This window comes from Streptomyces sp. NBC_01241 (assembly GCF_041435435.1).
In the GTDB taxonomy this organism is placed as follows: domain Bacteria; phylum Actinomycetota; class Actinomycetes; order Streptomycetales; family Streptomycetaceae; genus Streptomyces.
This window is the reverse complement of record NZ_CP108494.1, coordinates 3,503,388-3,517,310: the sequence shown is the minus strand read 5'-3', so window position 1 is coordinate 3,517,310 and position 13,923 is coordinate 3,503,388. Positions and strand designations below refer to the sequence as shown.

Here is a 13,923-nt window from a genome sequence, read left to right as displayed (position 1 = left end):
CGGCTATCTGGGGCTGGTGACGGTCGGCTGCGGTTGGTGGGCTTGCTGTACTTTGCTGCTATACTTCTCGCGGCAGTCACTGCCGCTATTCGCCTGGTGGGATCCGCACGAAGCCCTCGGTCCAGGTGTCTTCATCGAGTTCGTAACCGTCGAGGATGAAGCACTCCGGCTCGTCCCGGAAGCCCGGGAGCAGCTGGGCTCGCTTCATGCGCTCCTCTGCCCGCTCCCGTGTCGAGTAGATGCCGAGCAGTTTTACGTCGTCGCCGTCCTGCTCGTCGATGAAGACGCCGCACTCGTCGACATGAACGGTCGAGTGTTTGTTGCCGGCCTCGTTCTGGTGGCCAACATGCCAAAGCGGGTAAACGATCACGCTCCCGAAGCTATCAGTGCTTGAGTTGAGTCAAGTCCTCAGCCATCTTGAAAACCGTCGTGGCAGCGATGTCACCGTGAGTTCAAATCCCACACCCACCGCCAGGTAGAACGGCCCCTGACCAGGTGAAACGGTCAGGGGCCGTTGTGCTGTGCGCTGCCTGCCAGTCACCGTTTCTCCCCGTGGCTTCCCGCCCGATCGGGCGGGAAGGGGCACGGGCGGAGTCAGCCCAAGGGCTTTCGTTCTACGCGGTCTTCTGGTGGCCCAAGGGCCCCTCCCCTACACGCGGGAAGTGAAGTTGGTGTGCGCTCGTTCGCCAGCATTCGCCACCCCGAACTACCGCTGGCGCCACTGGAGCGCCGGTTAACTTGTGGAGGGTCCGATGCGTCTCTCTCCCGCACGCCTGCCTGAATCGGGTGGGTCCCAACCCTGTTGGGAACATTGAGAGATGGGATCGGATCAGATGGAGCGATCGACACGGCGGAGACGGCGTCGCAGACAAAGCCAGTTACCGGACTGGGTTCAGTTAGCGGCCCTGATTCTTACAGCGGTCACTGCCATCGCGGGGTGCGTCGAGCACTTTATGTGATGCGCCAGAGGTAGTCCGGACGGCTGGTTGGGCGGCAAGCGAGCCCGGCCGCGATCTACTCGGCCGGACCCGCCTCTAGCCCCGCATATGGGCCTGGCTCCGGGGTGTCGCCCGGAGCCAGGCCCTATGCGCAGGGCGGGAGCCTTTCGGCTCCACGAAGAGGAAACCCCAAGTCACCAGGAGCATCAAGCCTCCGAACCAGAACCATGATCGAAATCATGGCGAAAACCCGTAGCGAACCGTGGCGTTGAGGACTGGCGCAGGCTCCGGCTGACGTAGATCATTTAGAAGTGCCTGGTGAGCGCCTTGTGGGGGGTGGCGAATCCTGGCGAATGGAATCGGCAGCTGGCGGGCGGGTCGAAGGGAGCCGCAGCTACGGCGGATGCCGTCAGTTACCGGTTGATCGGGATCTCGTAGACGATCTCGCAATGAGCGGCGGGCACCACGATGTCCGCCGTCTCCACGGGCCGACCGTCGTCGCTGTAGTACGTCCGCCGGATGTGCGTGACGAGCGCCGCCTTCTGGACACCGAGCAACGACGCCTCCTCGGCAGTCGCTTGCCTCGGCTCCGGCTGCTCCACCGCATGGTTGACCGTGATGCCGATCGCTGCCATCCGGTTCACTACGCCCGCTCCCGCGTGGGGGCCTCCTTCAAGAGAAGCCCACGGCTCTGACCAGCTCAGACGCCGTGGGCTTTGGTGTTGTCTGCCGACTTCGGCCCACCTTGGACAGTCCGAGAACCGCTTCGTCCCGAAGCAAGTTGGGCGGGCGCGCAACCTTGGCCTGCTTTGCTCCTGACCTGCGGCGATGGTCAGCAAGTGTCCGAGTTTGTCCGCCGCTGTGCGTCGGCGTTGTCACGCAGTTAGACACGCACCCGGTGGGTACCGCTTCACTCGTCCCCAGGTTGGATGAGGCGATCGGCGCTCTAAGCGTCGTCTACGTGGGTCCGTGCGCGTCGACGGTAATCGAGGTGGCACGTTCCTTGGCGGTGACCGGCCATGCGAGCAGCTGCTCGGTCAGTGGCCCGTTATTGGGCCCCTCTTTCTTCCAGTACGCGCGCCAGCCCCTCCGGGTATGGCGGCCACTACCTGGTCGGCTCGCTCCAGGTGGGGCCTCGTCCCAGGCGTCCACGTCCACGGTCCGACCGATCACCGTCTCCGTGCCGGTGAAGATCGCGAGCCAGCCTGTCCTGTTGAAGTAATGCACGCGGTCATCGTCCAACAGTGGCCGGCCTGACCGACCCCAACTTCGGTGTCCTGGTGGGATCTCAGCTTGGGAAGCTACGGATGTCTCGCTCGTTCGATGCCCCCGGTCGGGCTTCTGCTCCGCGTTAAGCTTCTTGCGCTGCTGAGTGACAGGCGTCTCGGGGGATCGATGAACGGTGCAGACAGATTTACTCAAGCGGTCTTTCAGGCGCTGGGGGCTGACGATCCGCTGAGTCTCGGCGGGTATCGGCTGGCTGCCCGGCTCGGTGCGGGCGGCATGGGCAAGGTGTATCTCTCGCACACCCCAGGCGGACGTCCCGTGGCGCTCAAGGTGATCCGGTCCGAGTTCGCCGAGGACCCGGAATTCCGGCGGCGGTTCGCGCAGGAAGTACGGGCGGCCGAGCGGGTGCAGGGCCTGTACACAGCACCAGTGATCGACAGTGACACGGAGGGGCCGCAGCCCTGGCTGGCGACCGCCTACGTGTCCGGGCCCACGCTGGCCTCCGCTGTCGCCGAGCACGGGCCACTGCCCGCCCCCACCGTGCTGCTGCTCACCGCCGGGGTTGCCGAGGCATTGCAAGTGGTGCACGGCGCCGGCATCGTGCACCGCGACCTGAAGCCGTCCAACGTGCTACTCGCCGCCGACGGCCCCCGCGTCATCGACTTCGGCATCGCCCGTGCCGCCGACACCACCGCGCTGACCAGCAGCGGCGTTACCGTCGGTACCCCTGCCTTTATGTCGCCGGAGCAGGCGGCGGGCCGTACCGTGGGGCCGCAGTCAGATGTATTCGCACTCGGGCAGGTCGTCGCCTTCGCCGTGCTGGGCAGGTCCGCCCATGGGGACGGTCCGTCCCACGCGGTCCTCTACCGGATCGTCCACGAGGAACCGGATCTCGCCGGACTACCAGCCGAACTGGACGAACTTGTCCGCCGTTGTCTGGCAAAGGATCCAGGCGAGCGTCCGTCGCTCAGTGAAGTCCTCGCCCTGTGCAGTGCGGCGTCCGACGCCACTCAACTGCGCCGTCCCGAGGATTGGCTGCCGGGCGCCCTGACTACGGCCATCGCCCAGCGGTACGCCGCTCCATCGCCGGGGCCGACGGCACCTGAGCGGCCTGCGGTATTCCGGCCTGCCGTACCGCAGCAGCCTCCGGCGAACACACCCGGCGGGATGCAACACCCTCCGACGGCCGTGGCAGCCGGAGCATCGGCCCAGCAGGCACCGATGGCGTCGCACCCTCCGATGGTGCCAGCGCATCCTCGGCAAGCACCGGCACTGGCGGGCCCGCCGTATGCACCGACGCAGACGGCTCGGTCCGTTTGGCCTGCTCAGCCCGTCGCGCCGGGCGTACCCGGCACCCCTCCTGTCCGGCGTCGGAAGACCGGCATCGTCCTCAGCTGTGCTGCCGGAGCCGTCGTACTCCTCGCCGCCGCTCTCGTCGGATATCTCGGGCGGGGCGGTGGCTCCGGTACTGGCGACGACGCTAAGCGGATCGGTCCCGTCGCCACTGCGTCCCGCAGAGCGACCTCTCCAGCGCACCCCTCGGGCGGGTCGTCCACAGGCAGCGCCCCTAAACCGGAGATCCACAAGAAGGTCAACCTGCCCGACGGTTACTACCTGAAGTTCAGCGACCAGCCACTGGTGCCACACGTTTCGAACTTCGACGACCTGTACTTGTCGTGTGGCGGCACCGCCGACTGTGCCTTCGGCCACTACAACACCAAGCTCGTCCTGCTCGACCGGGGCGAACAGGGCTCCCTGGACACCTGCAAGCAGGACACCCGCTATCTGCCCCAGGAGATCTCCGTGAGCCGGTTCTCCCAAGGCAGGCACCTCTGCGCAACCACACAGGACGGCCTCATCGCCCTCGTGACGTTCGAGGGCCAGTCGCCCAGCACCAGTGCCAGCCAGTACGTCACCCTGGATATCACCATCTGGCGGGATACCGTGCCAGCGCAGAACAGCTAGAGCCCTGGCCAGGACGGTGACCCGTGCTGCGCGCGGGCTTTGCGGCCTGGCCTCATCCTTATCAGGTCGATCGCTGGACACGCGCGACGTCTACGAACCTCCGCCGTTCCTTGGCTGTCCAGCCGACATCGTTCGCCGTTGGCCGGTGCGGTTCGTGCTCGTTGGTGTCGGGCGCTGATGTCAGGAAGCTGGGCAGCCTTGACAAGGCTGCCCGCGGTCGAGAGCCCTACAGGTTGTCGTCGCGTTCCAGGATCAAGCTGATCGAGCCGTCTTCGAGGTTGATGCCGCTCTCAAGATGCTCGTGGTAGCCGTCTCGGAGCTCGGGATCGGAGAGGCTGACAAGCCGCTCGGCCAGGTCTCGCATACCGGCGGCGTTCGCTGCGACGGTGATCTCGGTGCCCGAGCCGTACACCTTGATCCTTGGTTCATCCATGCGGTCACGCTACAGCGAGCCTTGACCCCCTATCCCAACCCACCACTCAGCCCCACGACACTCGCCACGCTCCGGCCGGCACTCGCGAACGGCGCCCCTGAGGTTCCCCCGCTGCGCCGGAGTGGCTGACTAGTTGGTCAGGGCGGGTTGACGCTGTTTCACGTTCACTGGTTCGGTCGCTGCCTGGTCGGCGTAGTGCTTGTCAAAGGCCCCGGACCAAGATCGGTCCGGGGCCTTTGCGCTGGTGCCCCCGGCAGGATTCGAACCTGCGACACCCGCTTTAGGAGAGCGGTGCTCTATCCCCTGAGCTACGAAGGCGAGGGCTTGAAGGAAACCTTGCCGAAAACACAAGAAATGGATGTCCGGCAAAGTTCACAAGCCCGCTGGTCGGATGCGGTGCGCTACCTCTGCGATCTTGCTCGGGCAGAGAGCGGGACGTACCAACGACCGACCAGGGACAGCCTAGCGGATCCGTGTCGGTGAAGGGCTTCCCTATCGGGTTAGCCGCGCGAGACGCGGGCTGCACTCCTCTCACCTGCTGCTTCTGGGGTGGGCCGGTTCGGGCGGGCTGGTCCTGGGGCCGTGGTCCTTCTGGCGTGTGAACGCTTTGCCGCGGACCAGGAGTTCTGGCTCTCCGTTCTTTCCGGGCCCGGCGTTTCGTGGTGGTCGAGTGGTCGCCCTTCTCGGTCGGAAGCGGTGGCTGTGGCCCGTGGCGCGCCTCTCGCTGCGCTCTTGTACGTACGGGCCGGCCCGGTCACGCCGATGCTTGCTCGTCCATCCCGGGCCCTGGTCGCCCCGGATGTTCGAACTCGTAGGCTATGGAGGGACGGCAGGGTGCAGGGGAGATCATCTGAAGCGGAGTCGCCCCTGCGGAACGCGTCGGCGGGCGGCGGACCGTGGTGGGTGCAAGGCCTGCCCGACCGCTGTGGGCGTATGACTGATGCAACCGCTTCCGGGGGGAACGAATGACGCGGCTGAGACTGTCCCTGTGCGTCGGGGGGCTGCTCCTCGTGCTGGTTGCCGGCGGGCTGGCCTGGAGCGCCTGGTCCAAGGGCGGTGACGGCGAAGACCTCGCAGACCGGTGCCAGGGTTCCCTCGCGGTGGAGGAGGCGCGGCAGTTCTTCGACGGTGCCAGGCTGAAGGCGCGCGGCCACACCGCCGACTGGGGCGGGCACGACGCCCAGTGGTGCTCGGTCTGGGCCCAGGGTGATGACAGCGGACCGGTCCTCAAGCTCCGGGTATGGCCGCGGGCCTCCTACCGGTCGAGCGGGACTGCCGCGGACGCGTCGGCGACGCCGATCGGCCACGGTTGGACCGGGTCCTTCGTGAGCGGGTATTCGCCGGGAGCCGCTGTGCTGGTCGACTGCAAGGCGATGGCGGGCGCCGGTCTGCTCGTCACGGCCGAGACGAGCAGGAAGACGGAGGACCTCTCCGCCCGGCAGCTGCTCCAAGTGGCACGGGTCGCGACGGAGACGGCGCGTCGAGCGGCCGGTCGCGCCGAGTGTGAGGGCGTGCTCGGTGAACGTCCGGGAACTGTCGACCGCGCGGAGTGGACGACGCGGCCCGTCGGCCGGGCGACGGGTACGTGCGGCGGCGTGGTGACCGGGCGTGAAGCTGCCCGGCTACGCGTTACCGACGTCACCGAGAAGCCCGCGGGGCGTGCGCTGACGGAACAATGCGCGATGGGCCGGGGCAAGTCGGGCCTGTTCAGCATGACCGGCTACTACGGGCCGTCGGCGCAGGAGGAGATGTATCTCGACAACAAGTACCCGGGCACGGTGAAGGGCGCCTACACCCGCACCGTCGAATGCGGGGGCGCCATCGGGACCGCCTACTTCAAGCTCGAGCGCGCCAAGGGCAAGGCGGCGGACGGCGCCGTCGGAACGGATGGAGCGAGTGACCCCGCGGCGCTGAAGCGGATTCTGGAGTCGTACGCCACCGCTTCGGGCGAGCGGCACGGCTGCCCCGCCCCCTGATCGCTTCCGCCGCGTACCGCGCACGCCGCCGGATCCGTCGCAGGTGTCCGGGTGGACCATCGCGTCCGAATTCCGCCAGCGGGCCACCGGGGATGCGCCAACGCTGGACCCATGACATCCATCACCACGTACACGCCCCGCCCCATCCCACCCGCCGCACTCGAAGAACTCCGCCACGTCGACGACGCCGGACAGCCACTGCGGCCGTACACCGCACGCGAGGACGGTGTCCCCCTCGACTGCGTAGGCAGTCCGCTGCGGTGCTGCCTGCGGGCCATCGAGCCCGGCGAACGAGTCGCACTCGTCTCCTATGCGCCGCTGCGCCGCTGGGCGATGGCGACCGGCGCCGAGCCGGGGGCCTACGACGAGGCGGGGCCGGTCTTCATCCACGCCGATGAATGCGGAGCCCCGCGGGGAGTCCGGGGCTATCCCTTCGCCCGTCCCGGGGCGCTGCGCACCATCCGCCGCTACAACGCCGAAGGACACATCGTGGGGGGCCGTTTCTTCGAGATCCCCGACGACGCCGAGGCCGGGTTCGACCGGGTCTTCGAGGAGGCGTTCGCCGAGCCGGAGGTGGCGCTGGTACATGTGCGGGCGCTGGAGTACGGCTGCTTCCAGTTCGAGGTGCGGCGACCGTAGACCGCGTCCAGCAGATCGGCGGATCGGGCTGCCCTTTTGCAGCCTTGTCGCGGGTTCGGCGTCCACTGTCCGTCATCCCGTTGCACAGTCCGGGTAGAACGCCGGCAGGCGGCGATCTGCGGTCGGGACCGGGCCGGACGGCTCCCTTGACGGGCAATGAGCGCGGGCATACCGTCGCGAAGAGTACTGAGCAAGCGCTTAGAGAGGTCGTTCGTGCCGCATATCGAAGCCGCGCTGACCAACCCGGGAGCCCCGTTCGCCGTGGTGCGCGTGGAGGACGGGCCGCACGCGGGCTCGCTCGTGTACGCGGACGGACCCAGGACGCTCCGAGAGTTCGTGGAGACCACCTGGGCCTTCGGGGACCGGCCGTTCCTGATCGCGCAGGAGCGCCGCTACTCGTACGCCGAATTCTTCGCCGCCGCGTCCGCACTGGCGTGCCGGATGACCGGGACGTACGGGCTCCGCCGGGGCGACCGGGCCGTCATCGCGATGCGCAACCACCCGGAGTGGCAGATTGCCTTCTGGGCTGCGCAGTTGGCCGGCCTGATCGCCGTACCGCTCAATGCCTGGTGGACGGAGGACGAGTTCACGTACGCGCTGGACGACTCCGGGCCGAGGGTGCTCCTGGTGGACGGCGAGCGGCTGCCGCGGGTCGCCGGCTGGGCGGCGAAGAACGGTGCGCGCGTCGTCGTCTGCCATGCGGAGGGCGCGGTTCCGGACGGCGTCGAGCGGTACGAGGACCTGCCCGGGCCCGATCCGCTCGCCGCGCCCCCCGAGGTCGAGATCCGGCCCGAGGACGACGCGACGATCATCTACACCTCGGGCACCACCGGCCGGCCCAAGGGCGCCGTCGCCACCCATCTCGCCCAGGTGGGGGCCGTACTCAACCCGCGCTACCACGGGGCCGCCTCCGCGCTCGGGCGCGGGATCATCCCGGGGCAGGGGCCCGCCCCCGTGACGCTGCTGACGTTCCCGTTCTTCCATGTCGCCGCGTTCACCGGCTTCTACTCGGCGATGGCGGCGGGCGGCACCCTCGTCCTGATGCGGAAGTGGGACGCCGAGGAGGCGCTGCGGCTGATCCGTGAGCACGGCATCACGCACTACGCGGGTGTCCCGACAACCGCGCTCCAACTGCTTGCCGCGGCCGAGCGGACGGGCGACGGCCTGGAGAGCCTCCAGATGCTGAACACCGGCGGGGCCGCCGCCCCGCCCGATCTGGTCGCGCGGCTGACCGCCCGCCACGGCGACCGGATCGAGCCGCGCAACGGCTACGGCCTGACCGAGACCAGCGGGGGTGTCCTCGCGAACTTCGGCGCCGAGTACCGGCTCCACCCGGGCAGCGTCGGCCGGCCGACGCCCGTCACCGAGGTACGCATCGCCGGTCCCGCGGGCGAGGCACTGCCCGAGGGTGAGGTCGGTGAGCTGTGGCTGCGCGGCCAGTCCCTGGTCCGCGGCTACTGGCGGGACGAGGCGGCGACCGCTCGGGCGTTCACCGACGGGTGGTTGCGGACCGGTGATCTCGCGGTGGTGCGGGAGGGGCGGGTCGAGGTGGTCGACCGGATCAAGGACATGGTGATCCGCGGCGGCGAGAACGTGTACTGCGTGGAGGTCGAGGCGGTCCTGCACGACCATCCGGACGTGGAGGACGCCGCGGTGCTGGGGGTGGCGCACCCGGTCCTGGGCGAGGAGGTCGTGGCCGAGGTCCGGCTGCGGGCCGGTGCGACCGTCACGGCCGAGGAGCTGCGGGCGCACGTCGGGCGGAGCCTGGCCGCGTACAAGGTCCCGGCCCACGTGCTCGTACGCGAGGAGCCGCTGCCCCGGAATCCGACCGGGAAGATCCTCAAGCGGGAGCTGCGCGGGCCCGCCGAGGCGGAGGTGCGGCGGGCGGCCGGGGGTGTGGTCAGGGGCGAGTGACCCGTACGCGGTAGTTCCCGTTGTCCTCTTTGTCGACCACGGATATGCGTATCCCGTGGGCCCGGTCGGTGAAGGTCTGGCCGGGCCGGAAGGTGGCGTCGGAGAGCTCGGCGTGCACATTGGGCAGCCGGGTGCAGCCGCTGCTGTCCTTGGTGCTGTCCATGACGGACACTGGCCCCTGACCGGTGTCGACGTCCGTGCTCACCTTGTAGATGAGCACGCCGGGCCGGCAGACCTCCTGGTCGTTGCCTGCCTGCGTCCGTACCTCCACCGCGTAGCCGGACACGTCGCTCAGCGGGACGAACGCCAGCTTCGTCCCGCCCCGGGTGGCCAGCGGTTCGAGGACGTGGTCGCTGGTGCCGGGCCTGGCGGCGCAGCTGATCTGCTTGTTGTCCAGCCAGCCGAGCTTCCATTTGTGCCAGCCGAGCAGGTCGTTGTCGGCCCCCCAGTCCTCGGACATGATGTCCCAGTGCCCGACCGCGCCGCCGCCCTCCACGGTATAGAGGTCGGGAAGGCCGAAGATGTGCCCGTTCTCGTGCGGCAGGACGCGGAATCCGTTCCGTTTGAACGACCCCGAGCCGTCGTCCTGGTGGCTGTAGATGAAGGACGTGTTGCCGAGGGGCGCGCCGTCCGCGTGGGGTGCGTCCTGATTGCCGGAGAAGGTCACGGACAGGACGGTGTCCAGGGCGGAGGGTCCGGCGTTCGGGGTGACCAGGATGTTGACCAGGTCGTACGTGCTGAAGTCGACCTTCGGATCGGCGGTCGCGACGATGTCCTGGACGAGGTGGCGGTAGCCCGGTTCGTAGGGTGATCCGCGCTCGATCCCGTACTCCGAGAACGGCAGTGGCATCCGCAGCCAGGACTTCACGGGGGCGTCGGGGACGTAGGTGAGTCGCCCGTACGAGGCGGTCCGGAACCAGTGGATGGTCTGCGGGAAGAATTCGTCGAACCGGTCCATCGCCGGTCCGGGGCCCGGCGCGTCCGGGAAGTCGATCATCAGGATGAGGGCGTGGATCCGACCCGTGGAGCGGGCGTAGCCCTCCGGTGTCGGCAGGCCCTCCGACATCTGTACGCCCATGGTCGCCGGTATGCGGCACGGGGCTGTCCCCGCGGCCCGGGCGGTGGCCACCGCCGGGCCGCCCGAGGCCCGGCTGGATACCGGAAGATTGCTGCTGGCCGAGGCCAAAGTGGCGATGATCAGGGCGGTTGCCGAAGCGAGCGCGATCGGGTGGCGGTGCTTGCGTATCCGGTGGCGGGGATTCTGCATAGAGGCGCCTCGGGGTCCGCGGCAGTCGGCCGGCCCGGACTGCGCTCTGCGGATCAGCCTGTGACGGGTGGTGCGGCACCGCTCGTTGAGTGCGCCGATCGGTTGGTATTTCCGATCTGGAGATGTGGGTCAGGTCACATTGTGCTGGGGAAATATCCGGGGACCATTTCCCCGTTTGACCGTGTGTCCCCGCGAACCGGGGAGGTGGTCCCCGGTTACGGAAGGGGGTCGCCATGAAGAACGAAGAGCGTCGCGGCGGCGAAGGGCGTGGCGACGAGAGCCGGACGGGTCAGCGGGCCCGGAGGCTCCAGAAGGACCAGAAGGACCAGAAGGACCAGAAGGACCAGAAGGACCAGAAGGACCAGAAGAGCCAGAAGCTCCAGAAGGTCCAGAAGAGCAACACGAGCAGCAAGAGTCGGAAGGCAGGGAGAGCCGTCGTGGATACCGTCACCCGCACCGCCACCGGAGCGGCGCAGCCCCGGACGCCCCGTCCGCGGGCGGACGCGCTGCGCAACCGGGAGCGGATCGTGACGGCCGCGCGCGAGATGTTCGTCGAGTTCGGGCCGGACGTGCCGCTCGACGAGGTGGCCCGCCGCGCCGGCGTCGGCAACGCCACGCTGTACCGGAACTTCCCCGACCGGGCCGCGCTGACGCACGAAGTCGTGCTCGCGGTCACCTCCCGTACCACCGAACGCGCGGAGGAGGCGACGGCCGAGGAGGCCGATCCCTTCGCCGCACTCAGCCGCTTCGTGCACGCGGCGGCCGACGAACGGATCGGGGCGCTGTGCCCGATGCTGTCCGGCGGCTTCGACAAGGACCATCCCGAATTGCTCGCCGAGCGCCGACGTCTCGAAGAGGCCGTCGAAGGGCTCGTGTCGCGCGCCATGTCCGCGGGGCGCCTGCGCACCGACATTGCCGTCGGTGACGTACTGGTCGCCCTCTCCCAGCTCACCCGGCCGTTGCCCGGCATCGGATGCCTGGACATCGACCGGTTCACCCACCGCCATCTACAGCTGTTCCTGGACGGACTGGAGACCCCGGCCCGGTCCCGGCTGCCCGGAACGGCAGCGACCTTGGAGGATCTGCGGCGCCGGTCATGACGCCCGCACCGGGCCCGCCACCGGGCGGCCGGTGCACCTCGACCACGCCATGCCTTTCATGACCCGGGCTTTCACGCCTCGCCCTCACACACCTCGTGCTCCCACGGGCCGCGTCCTCACGGGGCCGCGGCCTTGCGGCCAGCCTTTTCGCGACCAGCCCTTTCGCTGTCCTCCCGCCCACCGTCTTCCCTTTCACTGCCCGCCTTTCACCGCCCGCCTTTCGCCGACGGTCGCTGTTTTCGACCGTCCCTGACCGACTGCCCGTTCGCCGACCTCTCGGTTCATGACTCCGCGCTCCCGCGCGCCATTAGGTGGATACCGCCATGCCAAAAACAGCCGACATCCGACTCCCGGACCCCAGCCGCTGGAAAGCGCTGGCGTTCATCGCCCTCGCGCAGCTGATGGTCGTACTCGACGCCACGATCGTGAACATCGCGCTGCCGCACGCCCAGACGGCACTGGGTATCTCCGATGCCAACAAGCAGTGGGTCATCACGGCCTACGCCCTCGCCTTCGGCGGGCTGCTGCTCTTCGGAGGCCGGATCGCCGACCTCTGGGGCCGCAAGCGGACCTTCGTCGTCGGCCTGATCGGCTTCGCGCTGGCCTCCGCGCTCGGGGGTGCCGCGCAGAACCAGGGCATGCTCTTCGGCTCCCGTGCGCTCCAGGGCGTCTTCGGCGCGCTGCTCGCGCCGGCGGCCCTGTCCCTGCTCGCCGTGATGTTCACCGATGCCAAGGAGCGCGCCAAGGCGTTCGGAATCTACGGTGCGATCGCCGGTGGTGGTGGCGCCGTCGGCCTGATCCTCGGTGGTTTCCTGACCCAGGCGCTGAACTGGCGCTGGACGTTCTTCGTCAACATCCCGTTCGCGATCGTCGCGGCCCTCGGCGCGTACTTCGTGATCCGTGAGCCGGCCGGCAGCCGCAACCGCTCGTCGCTCGACATCCCCGGTGTCGTCCTGTCCGCGCTCGGGCTGGTCTCCCTGGTGTACGGATTCACCCGCGCCGAGTCCGCGGGCTGGTCGGACGCGCTGACCATCGGCATGTTCGTCGCGTCCGGCGTGCTGCTCCTGACGTTCGTCGTGACCGAGTCCCGGGTCTCGTCGCCGCTGATGCCGCTGCGCGTCCTGCTGGACCGTAACCGCGGTGGCGTCTACCTCTCGCTGGGTCTGGCCATCATCGCGATGTTCGGGCTGTTCCTCTTCCTGACGTACTACCTGCAGGTCGTGAGGGGCTACTCGCCGATCAGGACGGGCTTCGCCTTCCTCCCGATGATCGCGGGCATGATCACCGGCTCGACGCAGATCGGTGCCCGGCTGATGACCCGGGTTCCGGCGCGCAAGCTGATGGGCCCCGGCTTCCTGACCGCCGCCGTCGGCATGCTGCTGCTCACGCAGCTGGAGATCGGTTCCTCCTACACCCTGCTCATCCTGCCCGCGCAGCTCCTGCTGGGCCTGGGTATGGGTACGGCGTTCATGCCGGCCATGTCGCTGGCCACGCACGGTGTCGAGCCGAGGGACTCGGGCGTCGCGTCCGCGATGGTCAACACCTCGCAGCAGGTGGGCGGCGCGATCGGTACGGCGCTGCTGAACACCGTGGCCGCCTCGGCCGCGACGGCGTACGCCACCTCGCACGCCGCGCTCGGTGCCACCGACCCGGAGCTGCTGAAGCTCCAGGCGATGGTGCACGGCTTCACCGGCGCCATCTGGTGGGCCGTCGGCATCCTGGTGGCGGCCTCCGCGATCGCGCTGACCTTCATCAACGCCGGTCGTCCCTCGGCGGCCGCGGTGGGCGGGGGCGCCGGTTCGGGCGACGCCGGCGGTGTCGAGGACGAGTTCAAGGTCCCGGTCGTCGCCCACTGACGTGGCCGTGAAGACTGAAGTGGTATGAACGCGGCTCTGCCCCGGTTCCGTTCGACGGGACCGGGGCAGAGCCGTTTCGGCGGGCGGCTCAGCGCAGCCAGGGGAGATCCGCGTCCGTGCCCTCCGGCTGCAGTCCGGTGGCGACGACCTGCATGATCTCGCCCAGCGAGCGCATCTGCTCGGGAGTCAGCCGGTCGAACATCGCCTGGCGCACGGCGCTGACATGACCCGGCGCGGACCGGCGCAGCATCTCGTAGCCCTCGTCGGTGAGGACCGCGTTCTGGCCGCGCTTGTCGGACGGGCAGTCCTCGCGGCGCACCCAGCCGCTCTTCTCCAGCCGCGCGACGGCGTGCGAGAGCCGGGACCGGGTGATCTTGGCGTCCTTGGCCAGCTCGGTCATCCGCTTCTGGCGGCGGGGCGCCTGGGAGAGCTGGACGAGCAGCCCGTAATAGATGTGCGGCATGCCGGCATCGCGCTGCAGCTGACGGTCGAGATGGTCCTCCATGAGCGTCGTGGCGTGGAGGTACGCACGCCAGACGCACTGCTCTTCGTCGGAGAGCCAGCGCGGCTCGCCGGGGGATGCCGGGGTCATGTACTCCACTGTACGA

General features: G+C 68.8%; 11 protein-coding genes, 1 tRNA gene and 1 pseudogene. 6 read left to right on the top strand and 7 right to left on the bottom strand.

The window, feature by feature from the left end; genetic code table 11:
* Window positions 1–85: 85 nt before the first annotated feature.
* The 3 genes and pseudogenes from OG306_RS15445 to OG306_RS15435 all read right to left on the bottom strand — a co-directional run bounded on the left by OG306_RS15445 (window position 86) and on the right by OG306_RS15435 (window position 2,165).
* On the bottom strand, window positions 86–370 hold the full coding sequence (locus OG306_RS15445; RefSeq protein ID WP_114245052.1) for a DUF7336 domain-containing protein: 285 nt from the start codon (window positions 368–370) through the stop codon (window positions 86–88).
* A 981-nt stretch (window positions 371–1,351) separates the two neighbouring features.
* Window positions 1,352–1,612, bottom strand: a pseudogene (locus OG306_RS15440) (UTRA domain-containing protein); the annotation flags it as partial.
* Window positions 1,613–1,895: 283 nt separating this feature from the next.
* A complete protein-coding gene (locus OG306_RS15435; RefSeq protein WP_371665386.1) occupies window positions 1,896–2,165 on the bottom strand; it encodes a hypothetical protein in 270 nt (89 codons plus the stop codon).
* A 168-nt stretch (window positions 2,166–2,333) separates the two neighbouring features.
* Between OG306_RS15435 and OG306_RS15430 the strand changes: the two genes are divergently transcribed.
* On the top strand, window positions 2,334–4,130 hold the full coding sequence (locus OG306_RS15430) for a serine/threonine-protein kinase (RefSeq protein ID WP_371665385.1): 1,797 nt from the start codon (window positions 2,334–2,336) through the stop codon (window positions 4,128–4,130).
* A gap of 226 nt (window positions 4,131–4,356) precedes the next feature.
* Here OG306_RS15430 and OG306_RS15425 read toward each other — a convergent pair whose 3' ends face one another.
* Together OG306_RS15425 and OG306_RS15420 are read right to left on the bottom strand one after the other, a co-directional pair.
* Entirely contained in the window at window positions 4,357–4,563 is a 207-nt protein-coding gene (locus tag OG306_RS15425) for an Imm32 family immunity protein (protein ID WP_371665384.1), read from the bottom strand.
* A gap of 242 nt (window positions 4,564–4,805) precedes the next feature.
* Window positions 4,806–4,881 (bottom strand) — tRNA-Arg (locus OG306_RS15420).
* A 647-nt stretch (window positions 4,882–5,528) separates the two neighbouring features.
* Between OG306_RS15420 and OG306_RS15415 the strand changes: the two genes are divergently transcribed.
* The 3 genes from OG306_RS15415 (at window position 5,529) to OG306_RS15405 (ending at window position 9,092) form a co-directional block, all read left to right on the top strand.
* Window positions 5,529–6,539 carry a hypothetical protein gene (locus OG306_RS15415; RefSeq protein WP_371665383.1) on the top strand — a complete coding sequence of 337 codons (1,011 nt, stop codon included), beginning with the start codon at window positions 5,529–5,531 and terminating at the stop codon, window positions 6,537–6,539.
* Between the two features lie 120 nt (window positions 6,540–6,659).
* Window positions 6,660–7,178 (top strand): DUF1203 domain-containing protein, encoded by a 519-nt coding sequence (locus OG306_RS15410; protein WP_266752217.1) that lies wholly within the window; start codon window positions 6,660–6,662, stop codon window positions 7,176–7,178.
* Between the two features lie 156 nt (window positions 7,179–7,334).
* A complete protein-coding gene (locus tag OG306_RS15405; RefSeq protein ID WP_371665382.1) occupies window positions 7,335–9,092 on the top strand; it encodes a class I adenylate-forming enzyme family protein in 1,758 nt (585 codons plus the stop codon).
* Here the strand turns inward: OG306_RS15405 and OG306_RS15400 are convergent.
* Window positions 9,079–10,359, bottom strand: coding sequence for a M6 family metalloprotease domain-containing protein (locus tag OG306_RS15400; RefSeq protein ID WP_266746744.1), 1,281 nt, complete (start codon window positions 10,357–10,359; stop codon window positions 9,079–9,081). The two genes, OG306_RS15405 and OG306_RS15400, sit on opposite strands and share 14 nt — an antisense overlap.
* 437 nt (window positions 10,360–10,796) lie before the next feature.
* On the opposite strand from OG306_RS15400, the gene OG306_RS15395 reads away from it, so the two are divergent.
* Both OG306_RS15395 and OG306_RS15390 read left to right on the top strand, forming a co-directional pair.
* A complete protein-coding gene (locus OG306_RS15395) occupies window positions 10,797–11,459 on the top strand; it encodes a TetR/AcrR family transcriptional regulator (protein WP_266752216.1) in 663 nt (220 codons plus the stop codon).
* A 323-nt stretch (window positions 11,460–11,782) separates the two neighbouring features.
* Complete coding sequence (locus OG306_RS15390) at window positions 11,783–13,315, top strand: MFS transporter (protein ID WP_266746743.1); 1,533 nt, start codon at window positions 11,783–11,785, stop codon at window positions 13,313–13,315.
* An 88-nt stretch (window positions 13,316–13,403) separates the two neighbouring features.
* Here OG306_RS15390 and OG306_RS15385 read toward each other — a convergent pair whose 3' ends face one another.
* Complete coding sequence (locus tag OG306_RS15385; RefSeq protein ID WP_266746742.1) at window positions 13,404–13,916, bottom strand: MarR family winged helix-turn-helix transcriptional regulator; 513 nt, start codon at window positions 13,914–13,916, stop codon at window positions 13,404–13,406.
* Window positions 13,917–13,923: the final 7 nt, after the last annotated feature.